15 protein-coding genes, 1 tRNA gene and 1 pseudogene are annotated in these 20401 nt (G+C 55.8%); 7 read left to right on the top strand and 10 right to left on the bottom strand.

The window, feature by feature from the left end; translation table 11 throughout:
• From ACK8P7_RS03590 to ACK8P7_RS03580, 3 genes are all read right to left on the bottom strand, one after another.
• A complete protein-coding gene (locus ACK8P7_RS03590) occupies positions 1 to 1194 on the bottom strand; it encodes an Mbeg1-like protein (RefSeq protein ID WP_410042860.1) in 1194 nt (397 codons plus the stop codon).
• Positions 1195 to 1321: 127 nt separating this feature from the next.
• Positions 1322 to 2491, bottom strand: coding sequence for a DUF4317 domain-containing protein (locus ACK8P7_RS03585; RefSeq protein WP_410042859.1), 1170 nt, complete (start codon positions 2489 to 2491; stop codon positions 1322 to 1324).
• Positions 2492 to 2682: 191 nt separating this feature from the next.
• The gene (locus ACK8P7_RS03580; RefSeq protein ID WP_410042858.1) at positions 2683 to 3648 is read right to left on the bottom strand and encodes a pseudouridine synthase; all 966 of its coding nucleotides are present in this window, start codon (positions 3646 to 3648) and stop codon (positions 2683 to 2685) included.
• Between the two features lie 143 nt (positions 3649 to 3791).
• Here ACK8P7_RS03580 and ACK8P7_RS03575 point away from each other — a divergent pair, with 143 nt between their 5' ends.
• Together ACK8P7_RS03575 and ACK8P7_RS03570 are read left to right on the top strand one after the other, a co-directional pair.
• Complete coding sequence (locus tag ACK8P7_RS03575) at positions 3792 to 3974, top strand: hypothetical protein (protein WP_410042857.1); 183 nt, start codon at positions 3792 to 3794, stop codon at positions 3972 to 3974.
• A gap of 265 nt (positions 3975 to 4239) precedes the next feature.
• The gene (locus ACK8P7_RS03570; RefSeq protein ID WP_410042856.1) at positions 4240 to 5682 is read left to right on the top strand and encodes a polysaccharide deacetylase family protein; all 1443 of its coding nucleotides are present in this window, start codon (positions 4240 to 4242) and stop codon (positions 5680 to 5682) included.
• A gap of 212 nt (positions 5683 to 5894) precedes the next feature.
• On the opposite strand, the gene ACK8P7_RS03565 is transcribed toward ACK8P7_RS03570, so the two are convergent.
• Together ACK8P7_RS03565 and ACK8P7_RS03560 are read right to left on the bottom strand one after the other, a co-directional pair.
• A tRNA-Gly gene (locus ACK8P7_RS03565) sits at positions 5895 to 5965 on the bottom strand.
• A gap of 167 nt (positions 5966 to 6132) precedes the next feature.
• A complete protein-coding gene (locus ACK8P7_RS03560) occupies positions 6133 to 6732 on the bottom strand; it encodes a flavin reductase family protein (protein WP_410042855.1) in 600 nt (199 codons plus the stop codon).
• 275 nt (positions 6733 to 7007) lie between these two features.
• Here ACK8P7_RS03560 and ACK8P7_RS03555 point away from each other — a divergent pair, with 275 nt between their 5' ends.
• From ACK8P7_RS03555 to ACK8P7_RS03540, 4 genes are all read left to right on the top strand, one after another.
• Positions 7008 to 7757 carry a DUF4358 domain-containing protein gene (locus ACK8P7_RS03555; RefSeq protein WP_410042854.1) on the top strand — a complete coding sequence of 250 codons (750 nt, stop codon included), beginning with the start codon at positions 7008 to 7010 and terminating at the stop codon, positions 7755 to 7757.
• Between the two features lie 288 nt (positions 7758 to 8045).
• The gene (locus ACK8P7_RS03550) at positions 8046 to 9719 is read left to right on the top strand and encodes an MBOAT family O-acyltransferase (RefSeq protein ID WP_410042853.1); all 1674 of its coding nucleotides are present in this window, start codon (positions 8046 to 8048) and stop codon (positions 9717 to 9719) included.
• Between the two features lie 108 nt (positions 9720 to 9827).
• A complete protein-coding gene (locus ACK8P7_RS03545; protein WP_410042852.1) occupies positions 9828 to 11168 on the top strand; it encodes a DHHW family protein in 1341 nt (446 codons plus the stop codon).
• Positions 11169 to 11334: 166 nt separating this feature from the next.
• Complete coding sequence (locus tag ACK8P7_RS03540) at positions 11335 to 12222, top strand: GDSL-type esterase/lipase family protein (RefSeq protein ID WP_410042851.1); 888 nt, start codon at positions 11335 to 11337, stop codon at positions 12220 to 12222.
• 83 nt (positions 12223 to 12305) lie between these two features.
• Here the strand turns inward: ACK8P7_RS03540 and ACK8P7_RS03535 are convergent, their stop codons facing one another.
• From ACK8P7_RS03535 to ACK8P7_RS03520, 4 genes and pseudogenes are all read right to left on the bottom strand, one after another.
• Positions 12306 to 13163, bottom strand: coding sequence for a carbohydrate ABC transporter permease (locus tag ACK8P7_RS03535; protein ID WP_410042850.1), 858 nt, complete (start codon positions 13161 to 13163; stop codon positions 12306 to 12308).
• Between the two features lie 12 nt (positions 13164 to 13175).
• Positions 13176 to 14074 (bottom strand): annotated as a pseudogene (locus ACK8P7_RS03530) (carbohydrate ABC transporter permease).
• Positions 14075 to 14148: 74 nt separating this feature from the next.
• Positions 14149 to 15546, bottom strand: a complete 1398-nt coding sequence (locus ACK8P7_RS03525; RefSeq protein ID WP_410042849.1) for a carbohydrate ABC transporter substrate-binding protein — start codon at positions 15544 to 15546, stop codon at positions 14149 to 14151.
• A 177-nt stretch (positions 15547 to 15723) separates the two neighbouring features.
• Positions 15724 to 16743, bottom strand: a complete 1020-nt coding sequence (locus ACK8P7_RS03520) for a LacI family DNA-binding transcriptional regulator (protein ID WP_410042848.1) — start codon at positions 16741 to 16743, stop codon at positions 15724 to 15726.
• Positions 16744 to 17059: 316 nt separating this feature from the next.
• On the opposite strand from ACK8P7_RS03520, the gene ACK8P7_RS03515 reads away from it, so the two are divergent.
• Positions 17060 to 19495 (top strand): GH36-type glycosyl hydrolase domain-containing protein, encoded by a 2436-nt coding sequence (locus ACK8P7_RS03515; protein WP_410042847.1) that lies wholly within the window; start codon positions 17060 to 17062, stop codon positions 19493 to 19495.
• Here the strand turns inward: ACK8P7_RS03515 and ACK8P7_RS03510 are convergent.
• Positions 19487 to 20374, bottom strand: a complete 888-nt coding sequence (locus ACK8P7_RS03510; protein WP_410042846.1) for an MATE family efflux transporter — start codon at positions 20372 to 20374, stop codon at positions 19487 to 19489. The two genes, ACK8P7_RS03515 and ACK8P7_RS03510, sit on opposite strands and share 9 nt — an antisense overlap.
• Positions 20375 to 20401 lie beyond the last annotated feature (27 nt).

Genomic DNA, 20401 nt, shown 5'->3' with positions numbered 1-20401 from the left:
TTACCTCTTAAATCCACTTTTCGCACCGGTTATCAGCACGCGGGCGCCGATGCGGGCAAACTCGCCGAGCATGCGGCGGAGCTCCTGCTGCTCCTCCTTCGGGAGCGAGGCGGCGACGCGGAGCATGTCGGCGATCAGGCGGGCCTTATCCTCGAAGAGCTCCGTGAAGGTATGGGCACCGCCGGACTGAAACGCATCAAACAGGGTCTCGATGAAGAGGATCCGCTGGTCAATGCTGAGTTCCTCGAGCCAGGTCCGCATGCCTCGTTCAGCCGCAAGGGAGGTCGCCGTCCGTTTCTCTGCTTCCACGAAATGATTTCCATAGACCTGCCAGCTGAGGGGATCATGCTGCATGATGCCCATGCCGGTGGCCTGCACCACATGATGGTCGATGTCACTCGTCAGCAGGATGCCGATCAGGGAGTTCTCTGGAATCGTCGAGACGATCTTCGGCTGAATCTGCTGATACGCCGTTGATTCCGTGATTTCCGGGAGGAAGCCCGGGCCGTCATTCGTATAGATGCGGCAGATCTGCCGGCGTACCTCCGACGCACAGAAGGCGGAGGCGTAGACGGCGAAATTGCCGCCCTTCGAGTGGCCGCCGACCATGAGGCGGAGACATTGTCCCCGGAAAAGCGCGTCGAGATAATGCACGGCGGACTGCTGCCCCGGCGTGCGGAGCTGGTACGAGAGGTTCATATCCTCCTTCCAGCCGACGATGGAATCATCGGTGCCGCGGTAGGCGACGTAGGCCGTTTCTCGTTCATCTCCCGGGAGCTGTATGCGCGCGTGCGCGGCGTCGCCGGCGCCGCAGTCGAGGGCGATCGGCACCTCCCGCCCGAGCAGGAAGGTGATGGCCGAAAACTGCGCGTCCTTCGCCTCGTCGATGACATTCACATAATTTGCGAGGCGAAGGTTCTGAAAGCGTCGACTCGCGATGAGATGATCCATCACGAAGGGAGCCATGTGATAGAAGGTCGTTTCGGCTTCGATCTCTGCGCGCGTATGACGCTGATAGAAGGCCGCATACGCTTCGCGGAGCGAGATGCTCTCACCGCTGCCCGGCGGTGGCACGATCCCCTCGAAATCGGTATAGGCCAGCTCACTCAGGATGAGGTTATCCACATCGTTAAAGGGGTCGAGGCTGAAGGGCACATCGCCACGCCAGTCCAGATATTCATTGATATTTGCCATCTTACACCTCCGGTCGTCTGCAGCGGCCGAAGCACCTCGAGGGTGCCCGGCACGCTGCAGGTGGATCGTTATGGTAACAGTTTAGGCAGGGGCCCCGGAGGGGCCCCCCTGCCTGAACTGTTACTCGTTATGCTTCTGTATTTTCTGCGGAGCTCTCCGACTGGAGGTTCTGGCGGATCTTGATGCCGTTTACCTCGATGTCGTCCGCGATCGGGATGAGGAGGTACTCGCGGCCGTCAATCACACGTGTCTCGACGAGGCCGGCGTTCTCCGACTTCACATCGAGCTTCATCGTGAGAGACTTCACCACCAGGTTTTTCTGACTCTGCACATTTTCTGCGAGCAGCGGGGTCGTGTCGTCGCCGACCGCCTCATCATAGATGCGCTCGAACTGATGGAGCTGCTCGTCGTTTGCGCCGTTTCGGGCGAGGAGCTTCTTCATCTCGTTCTTATCGAGGGCGACCTGATCGTCGGTTTCCTTATCCTTCTTGTTCTCCTCGATCATCTCCTTCAGGTCTTCGTTGATGTTTCGGATGGTTTCGAAGGTGCAGTCGCCGGAGAGGGTCGTCTCGATGATCTCACGGAAGACGTTCTGCTGATCCTTCTCGGTGCGGCTGAGCTCGGTGCCGAGGACGTCGATGGCGATCTCCTCGTGGCGCTCCTCCGGGTGACGGGTGAAGTACAGTGCACTGTGGATGTCGGTGTTCCGGAAATTGTAGGCCGGGAAGAGGAAGGCCGTCTCCGGATTTTTCACGCCCCAGTCGTCGGTGCGGTTCCGGAAGGTCTGCTCTGCCTTATCGTAGCAGAGGCCGTCGTGCAGGAGCTCGACCGGGCAGATGGAGCAGAGAATGAAGCTGTAGACATACTCACTGTCGAGCTCGGCGCCGTCCTTCATCTTCATCGGGATGTCGTAGACGCCGTGGCTTAAGAGGATAAGGTACTTTCCTGGGAAGGTGTAGCTACCGATCACGCGGTCGAAGAACTGCTCGACGAGCGCGTCGTCCCGAAGCTCGGACTGCTGGAGCTGGTACAGGAAGGCCTGGTGGCCGCCCTCGACCTCCTCGGCGTACGGAAACTCTACATTATATAAGTTGCGTCCGAACTTGCCGGACATAGAGCGCTTGAAGATCTCGCAGTACTTCGTCTGCTCTTCATCCGCGAGCTGGAGGAACATGTCGTGAAAGGTCGAAAGCTTCTCCTTCTCCTCGTTGACGTAGCAGGCGCGCATACGATCGATGCGGCAGTTCTGACGATTGAAACACTTCGTCTTGATCTCACTGACTGATTTTTTATCCATAAATTCTCCTTTACTCCGAATCCGGACAGGAAGGGCGCCACTCACTTAGTTCAAAGTACAGAACCCAACCCAGGGTTCGTGGCGGCCATAACAGGCAAGCCTGTATGTCCTCCACGGACCCTGGGCCGGAACCTGTTCTTTGAATACGCAATTTAGGCGCCCTTCCTGTCCGGATTCTCACTGAATATCCACTATTCAACAGAATCTTTTAGTATTTTGATTTCTTCCTGCCGGAGTTTCCGAAACTCTCCTGGTGCGAGGTCCGGGTCGAGTCGGAGGGCGCCCATCGTGATGCGGCGGAGGTAGAGGATTTCTTTTCCACCGGGGAGGGCCTTCACCATCTTTTTGATCTGGTGGAACTTGCCTTCCTGGATGGTGATTTCGACTTCGCTTACGAGTGTGTCGTCCGTGATGTCGGCGGGTTCTTCGGCGCCGATGAAGGCCGGGCCAGCGAGGCGGGTGCGGAGCAGGCGTTCACTCGTTGCGGTGAAACCGAGCTCACGCCGGAGGGCGGCGACGGTTTTTCCGGTGCTGAGGACGCGGAGGGTGGCCGGGAGGGCAGTCAGCTTTTCGTCATAGCGGATGCCGCGGGTGAAGGCGCACTGGTCGTCTTCGGTGATGGTGCCGGTCACGATGGCGTAATAGGTTTTATCGATGTGGTGCTTCGGCACGAGGAGCTGGTGCGCGAGGGGGCCGTCGTTCGTGATGATGAGGAGGCCCTCGGTGTCCTTATCGAGGCGGCCGACCGGGAAGAGATCCTTCCGGACGCGCGCGTCCTCCGTACTTCGGGCAATGCGGCCATCGGCATGCCCGTCCGCGGCGGATTCGGCTGCGGTCGCGGCGTGATGATCTGACGCAGAGGCATTAGCCGCGGATGCATCTGTCGATGCAGCGTCACGGATCAGGTCGACGACAGTGGTCTGTCGCCGGTCCTCGCTCGCGGACAGAACGCCCGCCGGCTTGTGAAGCATATAGTACTGCTGCTCGGCATAGCGGATCTCCGCGCCGTCGAAGCAGATGCGGTCCTCGGCGGACACCTGCGCACCCGGGTCCTTCTCCACCGCGCCGTTCACCGTCACGAGGGACTTTCGGATGGCCTTTTTCAGATCGCTGCGGGAGCCGACGCCCATATCCGCTAAAAATTTATCTAATCGCATAGGATTCCTCTTTCTCTACTTGTTTTCATAGTGTAGCATATCTCAGCGATTTCGCACTTATCGATTTTCTAAAACCGTGTGATGTTTGTAAATCACCACCGAGGATTGAACTTGTTTAAGTAATATGTTATAGACAAGTTGAGTTGAAACTGATCGAGCGTTGTTACATATTTGCAAATGAACGCGAGTATTTCAAAAAGCTTCGGAGCGACGAAACGAAGCTGGGGGACGATAAAGTCAAGCTGGCCCGGAAGCAGTATCGTGGTCAGGGGCTGTACATCGATGAGCGACAGTATGAGATCTATAAAAGGATAAGACAGGCATAATGAAGGATTTCGTTACCGTTCAGCTCGATGGCCCGGAAAGAACCGGGCTGAACGGTAACACGTCAAAATGCTAATTCTGATATTACCATTAAAGCCGCAAATTGGTCTCTTTATATTGGCGCAACTTGTAAAAAGATGTAAAAGGATGTAAAACAGAATTCATTAATACTTATTAATATTTATACGTGGTATTCTGTGATAAAATGAATGCATCAAATGACGATTTTCGTGCAGGGAGCAGGTGTACTGTCGCATGGAGAGGGAGATGAATCGAAATCTGAACAGAAATCAGAGTGGTCGCAGTTCGAACGGACGGCGGTCTTCTTCTGATGCCTATGCTTCCGCTGCACGTCGCTCATCTGGCAGAAGCAGTGCCGGCGGCGGTTATCGGGGAAGCGGGCAAAATACGTCTTCTTTGCATGCTGCACAGAACCGGAGCGGTGCAACTCCACAGCGATCTGCACAGTACAGGAGCAGCGCAGCCTCTTCACGTTCTGCACAGACCCGAAGCGCTTCGATGGGCACTGCGCGTGGCCGTCGTCGTGTGCTGACGGAAGCTGAGAAGGAGTACTACCGCAGGCAGCGGGCGCTGGCGCGTCGCCGGAAGGCGGCACGGAAGCGGGCATATCAGGCGAGAGCCTTCGTGCTGATCACACTGATTCTCATCTGCTTCCTGGGCTTTAAGGGACTTTCCTACATCGCGAACTACATCGAGACCAGTCGTCAGAATGCTGTCAACGCCATGCAGGATATCGACATCCAGCGGGATCACAGCAGCATCGATGTAACGGAAAGCACCGGTGCCGCGATGAGCGACGCCGTCACGGCGAACACACCGGGTGATGCTGCCAGTGATGCGAGTGCACTCGGGGATGGCATCAGTACGAATCTGGCGAATGGCGAAACAGGAAGTGCATCCACGACCGGTGCCGACATCGCCGACCCGACCCATGTTCTCTCGAACGGCCGCTATCTCGACATCACGAAGCCGATGGTGGCGCTCACCTGGGATGACGGTCCGAAGTCGTCCGTCGGAAACCATCTGATGGATGTCCTCGAAGCCAATAACGGCCGCGGTACCTTCTTCGTCGTCGGTGAACGCATCGATAAGGATCCGGATGAAGTGAAGCGCATGGTGGCAGATGGCCACGAGGTCGGAAACCACAGCTGGGATCATGATGAGAAGCTGTCGAAGAAGGGCGTCGACTATATCCGCAGTGAATTTGATAAAACGAATCAGAAGGTCCAGGAGCTGACCGGCGTCACGCCGACCCTTGCCCGCCTTCCGGGCGGCATCGCATCCGAGGATGTGAAGAGTACCCTTACGATGCCGATGATTTTCTGGTCGATCGATACGCTCGACTGGAAGACGAAAAACGCACAGTCCACGATCGATGCCATCCAGGGAAGCATCAAGGATGGAGACATCATCCTCATGCATGAGCTGTATGATGCCACCTCGCAGGCCTGTGACACGGTGATTCCATGGCTGAATCAGCAGGGCTACCAGATGGTGACGGTGTCTGAGCTCATCCAGTTCCGTCAGGCGAACGTCGCCGGCGGAAACGGCAAGCAGTACAGCGCCTTCCGCCCGCAGCCGACCGAAGCGGCACCGGTTACCGAAGCGGCATCAGTCGCCGCCTCGGAAGCAGCCCCGGTACCTGTAGATGGGAGCAGTGCTGCAGAAAGCCCTGTCGCAGAAACATAAATACCAGAAATCAACGAGGCGCTTGCATGCCCAGATTGGATAATCCGGGTACGCAAGCGCCTTCTTTGTCACCATAAGAATCGTGGGGATGAAGGAGATGTAACGCCCACCTGATTTCAGAAATCGAAAGAAAGCAGGGGTGATGTGTCGGGTGATTCCCGGACATCGAAAAATGGCACAGGGCATGCCGGACGATTTCCGGGCAACAAAAAAGCGGCTGACGGGAGTCGGACCCGCCTATCTGGCTTGGGAAGCCAGCGTACTACCGATGTACTACAGCCGCATAATAAATATATTCTACGCCGGACATAAGAATTTTTCAATCACAATTTTCAGCTCCAACATGCCTTCGATCATCTTTTGTGTAACTGTTCAGCCAGAGAACCCGACACCGTCGATATTTCATCATCCTGCATCCACTGTGTCGGGTTCGCGTTATTTCCGTTCGTTCTATCTTTTGGCTTTTCTGTTTTTCGCCTTCACCGGTTTCTTCCGAACGGAGTAGCCGAAGCTGCCGAGCTTCTCGCCGAGGGACATGTAGTCTCCGTGACTGTAGGCGACGAGCCCTACCTGATCCATATGAAAGGCACCCTTTTCATCGATGTAGCGGTCATCGACATCGACCGCAACGACCTCTGCGAGGAACATGTCATGCGTACCGAGTGGGAGCACCTGTGTCACCTTACACTCGATGGAGACCGGTGCCTCCTCGATGGTCGGCGCAGCGACGACACTCGCCTGACCTTCATGCAGATTCATTTCTTTCCACTTATCGACCTGATCGAGGCTTCGGACGCCACAGTAATCGAGTGCACGCACGAGCTCCTCACTCGGAAGGTTGATGACGAACTCGCCGCTCTCTACCAGCATCGGATAGCTCGCCCGGCTTTTTCGCACGGAGATATAGGCCATCGGCGGGTCGGAACAGATCGTGCCGGTCCACGCAATCGTGATGATGTTCGACTTCCCGGACGCATCCCGGAGGCTCACCATCACCGCCGGCACCGGATATATGAAATTACCTGGTTTCTGAAATGTGATTTTACTCATAAAACTCCTGCTGTTCATCTGTTATGTTCTTTTTCAGCGCACTTGCGCTGATTCATCTGATTTTCAGTATACTATTCGAAAGGTGACTTTTCATCTTAAATATCGCGACGCACTGTAGTAAACTGTTTATCCGGGTAACGCCACACAAAAACCGTGGGAAGCATTGTCGAAACGTATTTAAAAAGTTATAATAGCGCGTTGTAGGAAGACCATGGAGAGATGCCGGATCAGCGGCGGTTCCATTCACTATAGTATAGTAATAAGGGAGATTGATTATGAAAAAGAGATTTATGACCGTGGCTATGCTGGCTGCTTCCATGCTGGTGCTGAACGCCTGTGGCTCAGGCCATGCGGAAGCCGTGACAACGGCGGCGGTCACCAGTGCAGCAGCGGAAACCACTACAGCGACCGAGGAAACCACCACAGCAGCAGAAACCGCGGTAGCGGAGGAAACAACGACCGCTGTGGAAGAAACCACTGCTGCAGCGGAGGAGTCAAAGGACGAGAAGGAAAGCGCCGAGGCGGAGTCGAAGGACGAGAAGGCCGTAAAGGATGAGACAAAGGCAGACGAGAAGAACGAAGCCGCTGCACAGGACGCGAAGGCGGAGGAAACCACCGCTGCTGAGACGAAGGCGGCTTCCACCGGTGCCGCACCAGCGGATATCTACAGTAAGCTCACCAGCTACCTGCCGAGCATGGTCAGCTTCGATGACAGCTATATCTCAAACTACTACGGCATCGACGCCTCTCAGCTCGACGGCTATGTCTTCGCTGCCGCCGAGGATGTCACTCAGGCCGATACCGTCGTGATCTTAAAGGCGAAGGATGCATCCAGTGTCAGCACGCTGTCGAGCCAGCTCGCGACCGTAAAGCAGCAGAAGGAGGCGGAGCTTCAGGACTACAACCCGACCGCTTACCAGGTGGCTGCTGCCGGCTTCGTAAAGACCTCCGGCAACTACGTTTATCTCATCATGTCCGGAAACGCATCCCAGATCGATCAGGTGATCTCCGCAAACGTAGGCTGATCCACAGCTTTTCGCCTGACAGCACACGAAAACGAATAAACCCTCGGGCCACACTGCCCGAAGCTTCACGAAGAAGCCGAACCCATAACACACAGGGCTGTCACAGAAGCGCAGGCCGCCGGTATCGGACCCATCCGATGTCGCTGCCGCGTCCCTGTGGCAGCCTTTTTCAGTTACCACCCAGTTCAGTGACCCCGGATGCCGGCTATGGACGCGCAGTGCTCCAAAGCCGACGAAATTCAGGCCGGCTCCCCTCCCTGCACGGTCACTTTTTTCAGGAGACATTTTATGGTTTTCAGCAGTATCCCGTTTCTTTTTTACTTCCTGCCGCTCTGCCTGATCCTCTACTATCTGGTACCGTTCCGCTGGAAGAACTATGTCCTGCTCGCATTTTCCCTGCTCTTCTACGCCTGGGGCGAGCCGGTCTATATCCTGCTCATGATTTTCGAGACCCTGTCCGACTACACGCTCGGCCGTGTAATGGACCGCGCGGATCAGCGTCCGGCCATCCGCCGGCTCTGTCTTCTGCTGTCGGTGCTCATCGACCTCGGCTGTCTCGGTTTCTTCAAGTACGCCGATTTCCTGGTGGAGACGGTCAATGCCCTCGCCGGTACTACCATCACGCCGCTCCACCTCGGTCTCCCGATCGGCATCAGCTTCTTCACCTTCCAGACCATGAGCTACACCATCGACCTCTATAAGCGTGAGGTGGCGGTCGAGAAAAATTACTTCTACTACCTCACCTACGTGTCGATGTTCCCGCAGCTCATCGCCGGCCCGATCGTCCGCTTCTCCACCGTCAACGAGGAGCTGCACGCGCGCGCCATCACCTTCGACGGCTTCGTCGACGGCGGTCTCCGCTTCCTGCAGGGCCTCTTCAAGAAGGTCCTCCTCGCGAACACCATCGGTGCCGTCTGGGAGCTCATCAAGTCGAGTGCCTTCACGATGGGCCCGGCAGCTGCGTCGGCCGATGCTTCGGTCCAGGGCATCGTCACCTCTCTGCAGACCGTGCTCGGTCCGGGGGCGACGATCTCGGTGCTCGGTGCCTGGCTCGGCGGCCTCTGCTTCACGCTCCAGCTCTACTTCGACTTCAGCGCCTACAGTGACATGGCGATCGGTATGGGCCGCATGCTCGGCTTCCACTACCTCGAGAACTTCAACTATCCGCTCTCCTCTGTCTCCGTCACCGATTTCTGGCGTCGCTGGCATATCTCGCTCAGCACCTGGTTCCGTGATTATGTCTACATCCCGCTCGGCGGCAATCGCCACGGAAAGTGGAAGCAGCTTCGGAACATGTTCGTCGTCTGGTTCCTGACCGGACTCTGGCATGGTGCCGCCTGGAACTTCGTGCTCTGGGGCCTCTACTACGGTGTCCTCCTCGCGTTCGAAAAGGATGTCTGGGGAAGCGCCCTTCGGAAGCTTCCACGCATTCTCCAGCACCTCTACGCGATCCTGATCGTCATCTTCGGCTTCATCATCTTCGTGTTCGATGATATGACGCAGCTCGGACAGTACATCCGGATCATGTTCGGCATGGCCGGTGTACCGCTCGTGAACAGCACACTTCTCTGGTATCTCCAGAACAATTTCGCGACCCTCATCGTCGGCTGCATCCTCGCCTTCCCGGTCTACCCGTGGCTCCGCGCGAAGCTGCAGAAACGCATCGACCTCTGCGCCGGCGCTACGTGCCACGCTGAAGAGACAGCGTTTGCGGAGAACCATCCAAGTGACGCCGGAAGCATTGTCCATGGAAATGCAAACGGAGATGTCACTGCAAAGAGCCATACGAGTAGCGCCAAATGCATTGACCATACAAACACAGGTGGAAGCATCGTAGCGGCACGTCGTATCGTAACCCTCAGCACCGTGCTGACCGCGCTCGGCTACCTCGTACTTTTCCTGCTCACGACCGCGTACCTCGTGAACGACAGCTACAACCCGTTCCTGTATTTCCGTTTCTAAGAGAGCGGACCCACCGCTGCTATGTCATCAAACATCGATCCGATTTTCCAGCCGTCCTGTCGACTGGAAAACAGACGAGCATTTATCATCGATTAAAAGGAGGAAATCATGGATCACAGCGCATCGCTTGCCACTTTTCCGATCAGGCGTCTGCGGCGCCGGGCCGAGGTCCTCACCGTAGGTATCATCACCGCCTTCATCCTCTGCTTCAGCGTATGGTGTCTCGTGGCACCGAAGCAGACCTTTTCAGAGAACGAGAACCGCGCCCTTGCGAGCTGGCCGGTCTACAGCTTTGACACCCTGAAGGACGGCTCCTACATGAGCGGCATTCAGACCTATCTCTCCGACCACTTCCCGCTCCGGGATCCCTTCATGACCCTGAAGACGAAGTATGAGATGCTGACCGGCCGGGAGGAGATCAACGACATCTACCTCGCGAAGGATGGCTACTACATCGAAGCCTACAAGACGCCGAAGCAGCAGAAAAAGATCATCACGCAGTTCCAGAAGCTGCAGGATGCCATCACGACCGGCGCGAAAGAAAACGTCCGTGTGATGCTCGTCCCGACCGCCATCAGCACCTACAACGCGAAGCTCCCGAACTGCGCACCGGACCGAGGCGTGCTTCGGCAGGTCGACACCATGAACGAGATCTACGCAGCGCTGCCGAACATGCAGAAGGTCGACGCCTGGAGTGCACTGCAGGCCGCGGCGGCGCAGGAAGAGACCGCCCGTACCCTCGCCTCGGGTGATGCAGACGACGCGCAGCCAGTGGCCGAGGCGGGGGATACCGACCGCACGCAGGCCTCGGGTGATGCAGACGACGCGCAGCCAGTGGCCGAGGCGGGGGATACCGGCTGCGATACTTCCGCTGCGACCGGCCTCTACTACCATACGGACCACCACTGGACGACCCACGGGGCCTACGTCGGCTATCAGGCCTACTGCAGCGCCGCCGGGCTCTCCCCGATCCCGGAAGCAGACTTTCAGAAGACCTGCGTAACGACGGACTTCCATGGCACGATCTTCTCGAAGCTCCATGACAGCACGGTGCCGGGCGACGCGATCACGCTGTACGAAAATCCGGCAAACCAGCTGACGGTAAGCTATCCGGATACCGGCGAGGTGACGGACACGCTGTACAACCGCGACTATCTCGCGCAGAAGGACAAGTACTCGATGTTCCTTAGTAATCTGCATCCGCTCGTCGAGATCACGAACGCGAGCGCGGATTCGGACCGCCAGCTCGTCCTCATCAAGGACAGCTACGCGAACTCCATGGTACCGTTCCTCGTGCATCACTATCAAAAGATCTATGTCTTCGATACACGCTACTACCGCTTCGGACCGTCTTCGTTCATCAACGAGCACCCGGAGGTGACGGACGTGCTGCTGCTTTACAACATGAACACCATCGACACGGATCTCGGCGTCGGAGGAATCTTCTAAGGGCGCTTGCTTTCAGCTTCATTTCAGCATATAGTGTATCTGTGCTGCATCCCGCTGTATATGCGGGGGATGGAAGCACAGATATTTTTTACACAAAATGCGCAGTGCACTGCGCTTAAAAAGAAAAGGCGGCGGGCTTCGCCGCCATCGAAGAAAGGGCATGTTTATGAAAAAGAGTTTCAGAAAAAGGGCCGCTGCACTTCTGACCGCAGCGATGGTATCCTCTACCGGCTTCTCTGCACTGGCAGAAGTCGGCCCGATGGCAGGTCCGACCGTTCCGACGACGGCGGCGACCAGTACCGTCACGGGCAGCAGTGCTGTACCGACCACGACACAGACGGTCACACAGGCAGCCGAAGCGAGCGCACAGACCACGGCCAACGGTCTCCCGCTGCAGGAGGATCAGCGCGTGCTCGATTTCTATCAGGATTCCGTCATCATCGGTGATTCCGTCGCCGATGGCTTCAAGCTGTTCGCACAGGGCAATAAAACGAATCCGCTCATGGCTGAGCTTCAGTTCCTGACCGCCTCCCGCTATAATCTGATCAATGCACTGATCCCAGAGGAGCAGGATAAGACGATCGCACATCCGATCTACAAGGGCCAGTTCCTGAATGTATGGAACTCCATCAAGCTCATGAACGCGAAGCACATCTATATGTTCTTCGGCTTCAACGACCTCGGCGACCGTACCGATAAGATCGTAAACCGCTATGTACAGCTCATCCACCAGATTCAGGCAGTCAATCCGGAGGTCGACTTCACGATCATCAGTACGACCTACATCTATCCGGGCTATACGAAGAGCTTCCCGGGTGTGAAGAGCTGGGCCTTCGATAATCCGACCGTCCGCAGGCTGAACACCGAGATGCAGAAGCTCGCACAGCAGAACGGCTGGGGCTATATGAACATCGCCGATGCGCTCTCGGATGGCCAGGGTAACCTGAATCCGAACTTCTGCACCGATCAGATGATCCATCAGAACGCCGCCGCGTATGTCGTATGGGCACAGTGCTTCCGCGACTACGCTGCAAGTAAAAATTTTAATCATTAAAAAGAACCGGTCCCTTGCGGGACCGGTTCTTTTTGGTTCAGGCTATAGAACCTATGAAGAAAAATGAGATGTGTGAATCGGGTTTATCCCTTGACACCACCTGTGGTAACACCACCAACGATGTACTTCGAGAGGATGAGGTACACGATGATGACCGGGAAGATCGAGAAGGCGATCATGACATAGACCTGGCCCATATCGAACTTCAGGAAGTCTGCGGAACGAAGCTGAGCGATCAGGATCGGCAGGGTCTTCTTCGTGTCGGTATGAAGGATCAGGGCCGGCTGGAAGTAGTTGTTCCAGCTGCTGACGAAGGTGAAGATCGCCTGCACGGCGATGGCCGGCTTCATCAGCGGAAGCACGATGGTGTTAAAGATGCGGAACTCGCCGGCGCCGTCGATGCGGGCCGCCTCGACGAGGGACATCGGAAGTACCGAGTCCATATACTGCTTCATATAGAAAAAGGTGACCGGTGCAGCGATCGACGGAACGATCAGCGGGATGAAGCTGTCCATCAGCTTCAGCTTCGTCACGAACTGGATGAAGCCGAGCGCTGTGACCTGCGTCGGGATCATCATGATCATCAGGATGAAGGTGAACATGAACTTCTTGAGCTTGAAGTTATATGCGTGGATCGCATAGGCGGTCATGGTCGAGAAGTAGGTGCAGAGCACCGCACTTAAGCCGGCGACGATGAAGCTGTTGCCCATGCCGCATACCACCGGAAGGGTACCATTCAGCAGGTTCTGCCAGTTCGTCAAGAGGTAGCTGCTCGGGATCGGCGTGAAGCCGCGGGTCAGCTCTGCGTTCGAACGGGTCGCATTGATAAACAGGATGTAGAACCAGATGAGGCACAGGAAGGACAGGAGGATCAGTACGAGATACGAGATAAATCGTCTGGCATGGATGTTCATTCCATGGCTTTGCTTCATTTCTGTCATAGCGCTGCCTCCTTAGTTTACTTCGCTGCTGGAAGATGTCTTATAGACGATCATACTCAGCACACCGGTGATGATGAAGAGAAGAACGGAAAGGGCACCGCCCATGCCGAAGTTCTTACTGTACAGATGCTTGTTGAGCCACATGATCATGGTCATCGTACTACGTGCCGGGTCACCGCTTCCGTTCGTCAGGATCTGCGGTACATCGAACATCTGGATACCACCGATGAGGGAGGTGATGAGCACGTACACGAGAATCGGTCGAAGCAGCGGCAGGGTGATACGGAAGAAGATCTGCGTCGAGCTCGCGCCGCCTCGAAGAGTGCGGTATCGATGCCCATCATGCCGGCCATCAGGAGGATGGTCGTATTACCGAACCACATGATATAGTTCATGGCACCGACGAGGGATCTCGTCGCCGTCGTACTACTCAGGAAGGTAAACGGCTTACTGAGGATGCCAAGCTGCATCAGAATCGAGTTGACTGGTCCGGAATCGGAGAACAGGGTGAAGAACAGCATCGCGAATGCACTCGCCATGATCAGATTCGGAAGATAGATCACAGTCTTAAAGAAGCGCTGGCCGCGAAGGCGAAGCGAGGGATCCGTAAACCAGGCACCGAGGAGGAGCGAGGTGATGATCTGCGGCAGGAAACCGATGATCCACATGATCATGGTGTTGCCGGCGTACTTCCAGAGATCTGCGTTCGACAGGATCTTCAGGTAGTTTCCGAGACCGATGAAGTTCGGCCCGATCTGCTTTAAGCCCGAGCGATAGTTCTCGAAGAAGCTGTTGTAGATCGTCGTTACGAGTGGCACGAACTGGAACAAAAGATAGACAACGATAAACGGGATCAGAAAATAGTAACCCCAGCGGTTGTACTGTACAACCTTACTCTGTTTTTTCTTCATAATCTGCAGCCTTTCTGAATTTTGAAGGTAAAAATGCCCACCCGGCCTCTCCACCGGGCGGGCATTTATGTCGATTAGTGTGAAAGCTCCGGATACTTCTCCTCAACTGCTGTGTAGAAGAGGTTCAGTGCGTCCTCGTAGGAAGCATTGCCATCGAAGTAGTTCTTCATCGCCTTCTGGAACTCCTCGTTGCAGCCCTGATCGTAGTTGGTCATGTTGGAAAGGTCGATCTTATCTGCACCTGCACAGAAGAGTGCGAGCGGGTTCTGTCCACCCAGTACCTTGAATGCGAAGGAATCATCCTTTGCAGCGGCATCCATCGCCGGCTTGTTGTTTACGAAATCACTATCCTTCTTTACGATGTCGGTCATGATCTGCTCGTTGGTGGTGAGCTGTCTCATAATGTCGGCAACGAGTGTCGGGTTATCGGTTCCCTTCGCTGCACAGATCCATGTGCCGCCCCAGTAGAAGCCCTGCGGTCCTTCAACAGCACCCCAGCCGCCCTGGTTTGCGATCGATCCATCTGTATCTGCAGCCATCGAGAAGTTGATGAGCCATGCCGGTCCGAAGTAGCAGAATACCTTACCATCCGGATAGAAGCCCTTGCTCCAGTCATCGGACCAGAGCTCGTAGGTCTTGGTCTCGCCTGCATCAACGAGTGCCTTGGAATCGTCTACCCAGTTCTTGATGTTGTCATCGATGGTGATCTTGCCATCCGTTACCCACGGAGTGGTGACATTGTTCGAGTATACACGGTAGGAGTCATTGACCGAAGATGTGATGGTATAGCCGCCATCCTTCATCTTCTTCGCCGTCTCGTTAAAGGTAGCCCAGTCCTTCACTGCAGCCTGTACATCTGCAGGATCATCGGAGCCGAGCACATCCTTCGCCGCCTGACGGTTGTAGATCAGCACGCCCGGGCAGCCCTGCCATGAAACACCACGGAGATTGCCATCGCCGTCGGTCACGACATCCTTCGTGTACTGATACTGATTCTTAAGCTCATCCTCTGTGAGGCCGAGATCCTTGACCGGAACGGTAACCTCAACATCAGAATCTACATACTTCTTTGCATAATCGGCCTCGACAAGGAAGAGGTCTACCTTGCTGTCCGCAGACGCGTTCTCATTCTCCGGAAGTACGGTATCGAGATTGTTCTGATATGCGTTATCAGTGGACGGTGTGATGGTCCACTTCACGGTCACATCACCGATCTTACCGGTCGTACCATCGACGGCCTCATATCCTGGATAGTGGTCGGTCAGTCTGGACTTGAACTCCTCGTTCCAGCACTGGATATTGAGCACCTTACCCTCATCAGAAGCTGCCTCGGTCGCCGCCTCGGTGGTTACCTCGGTCGCTGCTGCGGTGGTCTCTGCCTTCGTCTCTGCCGGTGCAGCGGTCGTCGCTGCAGGCTGTGATGATCCACAGGCTGCCAGTGATGCAACGGTCATCGTCGCAACAGTCGTCATACTAAGCCAACGTTTCACATTCTTTTTCATTATTGAGTCCTCCCTCAAAAAGATTCTTATTATGTAAAGTATCCTTCGATACTTCATGTACATTCTTACGTGCCTGTATTTCGTCTGATCCGTCCAATGCTTCCGGCGGAAGATCATCCCGCGTCTTCACGTTTCTTCAGCGCTGTCCTATGCTTCTTCCCGAAGATCCTTTACGCTGTGCCCCGGCAGGAACTTGCCTCTGATCATGATCTGCTCTGCGGTACAGCTGTCCTTCTCTTCGATCTCCTCGACGAGCTTCCGTGCGGACTGATGACCGATACCGGTGGAGTCCTGGAAGTAGGTCGTGAGCTTCGGGCGAATCACCTGGGAAAGATTGATGCCATCATAGCCGGTGATGCTGATGTCCTCCGGAATCCGAAGCCCCATCTTCTCAAGCTCGGTCAGCGCTCCGAGCGCTGCGTAATCATCCGGACACATCAGGATGGTCGGTGGCTCTGGAAGTGCCATGAGCTCACGTACCGCCTCCGCGGTCCTCATCACATCATGGAAGGCTCCGGCCTTCTCGTACATCGGATTCAGCTCGACACCGAACTCCTTCAGTGCTCTCCGGAATCCATTCAGTCGCTTCTTCGTAACCATGGTCATCTCACCATGGATGAGACCGATTCTGCGATGTCCCATCTCCAGCACGTACTTCGTCAGCTCGTACTGACCTTCGAGGTTGTCGGACATCACCGCACTCTTATCATTAAACGGATAATCGATGGTGACGGTCGGGATCTCGCTCTTTACGAGCTCAACCACCTGCGGGGAGGTGAAATCCACACTGGCGATCAGGACACCATCACAGTTTCTGTAGCGTGCATGCTCCAAGAAGCTGGCCTTCGTGCCGGCGATGGTGTCGGATATGAAGGTCACATCGTAGCCGAGCTTTTCGAAGGTTTCCTTCGCGCTGTTCAGAATCGCTGCGAAGTACTCATGGGTGAGTCCTGAGTTTGTTGCATCTACAAACAGGACACCGATATTATGAGAACGATTGGTTTTTAACTGTCGGGCTGCTATATTAGGAAGATAGTGCATTTCCTTCGCTGCGGCCCGGATCCGTTCAGCGGTCTGTGGATTGATATCGGAATATCCATTCAGTGCCTTACTGACGGTCGCCGGCGAAACCCCCAGCGCTTTCGAAATGTCTTTAATCGTTACCATAATACTGATTCATCTTTCCTTTCGGATGCTCCTGGTCGAAATTACTTTTCTTTCGTTTCACTTCTCGAATTTGTCATCCGAAATCCTTTTCGTATTTTCATTCTAAATCGATTTCGTCTTCTTGTAAACAGCTAGTATTTCACAGATATTTAAATGCGTTTTTGTACGAAATATACATTTCGTTGATTTTTTCGCCGGCTCTATTTACAACTTTTGTCCAGGAAAATATAATTATGTGTAGCGAAAACGTATTCGTAAATTTGTTAATTTCAGACTCTATTTTTTGTGTTTTAAGAATTATATAGAAGGAGGCTTTATGAAATTCGGTCATTTCGATGACGCACAGCGAGAATATGTCATCACGACTCCGAAGACCCCTCTCCCATGGATCAACTACCTCGGGTCCCGGGACTTCTTCAGTCTCATCTCGAACACGGCAGGAGGCTACTCCTTCTATAAGGATGCGAAACTCCTGCGTCTCACCCGCTACCGTTACAACAACTGTCCGCTCGACCAGGGTGGCCGCTACTACTATATCAAGGATGGCGACAGCATCTGGAATCCGGGCTGGCAGCCGACGCAGACTACGCTTGATTCGTATGAGTGTCGTCACGGTCTCGGCTATACCGTCATCACAAGCCGGAAGAATCAGCTCGAGGCGAAGCTCGAGGCCTTCGTGCCGGTGGACGACGCCTGTGAGATCAACCGCATCACCCTGCGAAATGATGGTGTGACGGCCAGAAGCATTGACCTCTTCAGCTTCGTCGAGTTCTGTCTCTGGAACGCGCAGGACGATCAGACGAACTTCCAGCGGAACTTCTCGACGGGCGAGGTCGAGGTGATCGGCAGCACGATCTACCATAAGACAGAGTATCGCGAGCGTCGGAATCACTATGCGGTATTTTCCGTCAACAGACCGGTCGTCGGCTTCGACACAAGCCGTGACGCCTTCATCGGTGTCTACAACGGCTTCCATAATCCGGAGGCAGTGCTCGTCGGCGAGAGTCGCAACTCCATCGCCCATGGCTGGCAGCCGATCGGCTCGCATCATCTGAAGGTTGAGCTCGCACCGGGCGCATCCGAGAGCTTCATCTTCGTGCTCGGCTACTGTGAGAATCCGGTCGACGAGAAGTGGGAAGCGCCGGGCATCATCAATAAGAAGCCGGCGGAGAAGCTTCTCGCGAAGTATCAGACGGACGCGCAGGTGGACGCTGCGCTCGCAGAGCTGAAGGCCTACTGGGATGGTCTCCTCAGCAGCTATACGGTACACAGCAGCGACGAGAAGCTGAACCGCGTCGTGAATATCTGGAATCAGTATCAGTGCATGGTGACCTTCAACATGTCCCGCTCCGCCTCCTACTTCGAGAGCGGCATGGGCCGTGGCATGGGCTTCCGTGACAGCTGTCAGGACCTGCTCGGGTTCGTCCATCTGATTCCGACCCGCGCACGCGAACGCATCCTCGACATCGCGAACACACAGCTTCCGGATGGCTCCTGCTATCATCAGTACCAGCCGCTGACCAAGAAGGGCAATGCTGACATCGGTGGCGGTTTCAACGATGATCCGCTCTGGCTGATTGCCTGCACACATGCCTATCTCGCGGAGACCGGCGACTTCTCGATTCTCGATGAAGCCTGTGCCTGGGATTCGGATTTCACGGATGCGAAGCCGCTCATGGAGCATCTCCGTCGGAGCTTCCATTTCACCGTCACGCATAAGGGACCGCACCAGCTGCCGCTGATCGGTCGCGCCGACTGGAACGACTGTCTGAACCTGAACTGCTTCTCCGAGGAGCCGGGTGAGAGCTTCCAGACCACCGGTCCATCCGAGGGTCCGGTCGCGGAATCGGTCTTCATCGCCGGCATGTTCGTGAAGTACGGAAAGGAATATGCAGATATCTGCCGTCATATCGGTCTTTGTGAGGAGGCTGCCTCCGTCGATCAGGAAGTCGCCGCGATGGTCGAGGCCGTCGAGACCGCTGGCTGGGACGGTGAGTGGTTCATCCGTGCCTTCGATGCATACTCGAATCCGGTGGGCTCTCACGTCTGTGAGGAGGGCCAGATCTTCATCGAGCCACAGGGCATGTGTGTCATGGCCGGCATCGGTGTCGAGGATGGCAAGGCCGCGACGGCACTCGCGTCCGTGGAGAAGCGCCTCGAGTGCAAGTATGGTATCGTACTGAACCAGCCGGCCTATACACGGTATCACGTGGAGCTCGGTGAGATCTCCTCCTACCCGCCTGGATATAAGGAGAACGCCGGGATCTTCTGTCATAATAATCCATGGATCGCAGCAGCCGAAACGATGATCGGTCATGGAAACCGTGCCTTCGAGGTCTTCAAGAAGACCTGCCCGATCTATCTCGAGGACATCTCGGAGATCCACCGTACGGAGCCGTATGTCTACTGCCAGATGGTGGCCGGACGTGATGCGGCGACCCCGGGCGAGGGCAAGAACAGCTGGCTGACCGGCACCGCAGCCTGGACCTTTACCTGCATGAGCCAGTACATCCTCGGCATCCAACCGAGCCTGGACGGTCTCCGCATCGACCCTTGCATCCCGGATACACTCGAGCACTACACCGTCGATCGGCTCTACCGTGGCAGTCACTACCACATCACGATCGACAACCACGCCCACGCTGAAAAGGGCGTCACCTCTATGACGGTGGATGGCGCTCCGGTCGCCGGCAATGTCATCCCGCTGGGGCTCAGCGGCGAGCAGCATGAGGTCGTGGTGACCTTAGGTTAAGAGCCCGGAGGACGGGCAGAGCATCAGCTGCTTCACCTTCGTGCCGGCGGTGAAACCGGAGACGTAGATGGAGCCGAGGCCGTTGTTCGCGGACTGCATGACCATCGAGCCGATCGCGGTGACCGAATACTGGAGGCCCATCGGCAGGCCCATGACGACGAGGTTCCGGGCCACGGTACTGTTCCAGTGGCAGTCCTCGCGCGTCGGATGCAGTACCGGCATCACGCGGATGATGTAGACGAGGCAGGCGATGCCGCTCAGGGCCTGCGCGGTGATCGTCGCCAGCGCGACGCCGGCACAGCCGAGGTGAAGCACCGCGATGCAGAACAGATCCAGAAATACGTTCAGAAAGGTCGAGATCGCGAGGAAGATGAAGGGTGCCTTCGAGTTTCCGACCGCGCGGAGCAGGCTTGACAGCAGGTTATAGAGGAGTGTGAACGGGATGCCGAGGAAGATGATCAGCAGGTACCGGTACGCGTCCTGGTATATGTCTTCCGGCGTCTGCATGATGTGCATGATGAGCGGGCACAGGAGTGCGGTCAATGTCGTCAGTACCGCAGCGATGATGACCGTCACCACGAGGCTGTGGTACACGTAGCGCCGGAGTCCCTGCATATCCTCTGCGCCGAAGCGCTGTGACACCGGGATACCGAAGCCTGCGCAGCTGCCCATGCAAAAACCGAGCACAAGGAACTGGACGCTCGAGCTGGAGCCGACCGCGGCCAGCGCATCCGCACCGAGCAGACGCCCGACGATCATCGCATCGACGATGTTGTAAAACTGCTGAAACAGATTCCCGAGCAGAAGCGGAATCATGAAAACGAGGATCAAACGAAGCGGGGAGCCCGACGTCATGCTCTGAACATTACTTTTACTCATATACTACCTGATTATCTGTATAAATAC

Origin of the sequence: Oribacterium sp. P9 (assembly GCF_046365365.1) — a bacterium.
Lineage (GTDB): Bacteria > Bacillota > Clostridia > Lachnospirales > Lachnospiraceae > Oribacterium.
The sequence above is the reverse complement of the archived record's forward strand: the minus strand, read 5'-3'. Positions and strand labels throughout refer to the sequence as shown.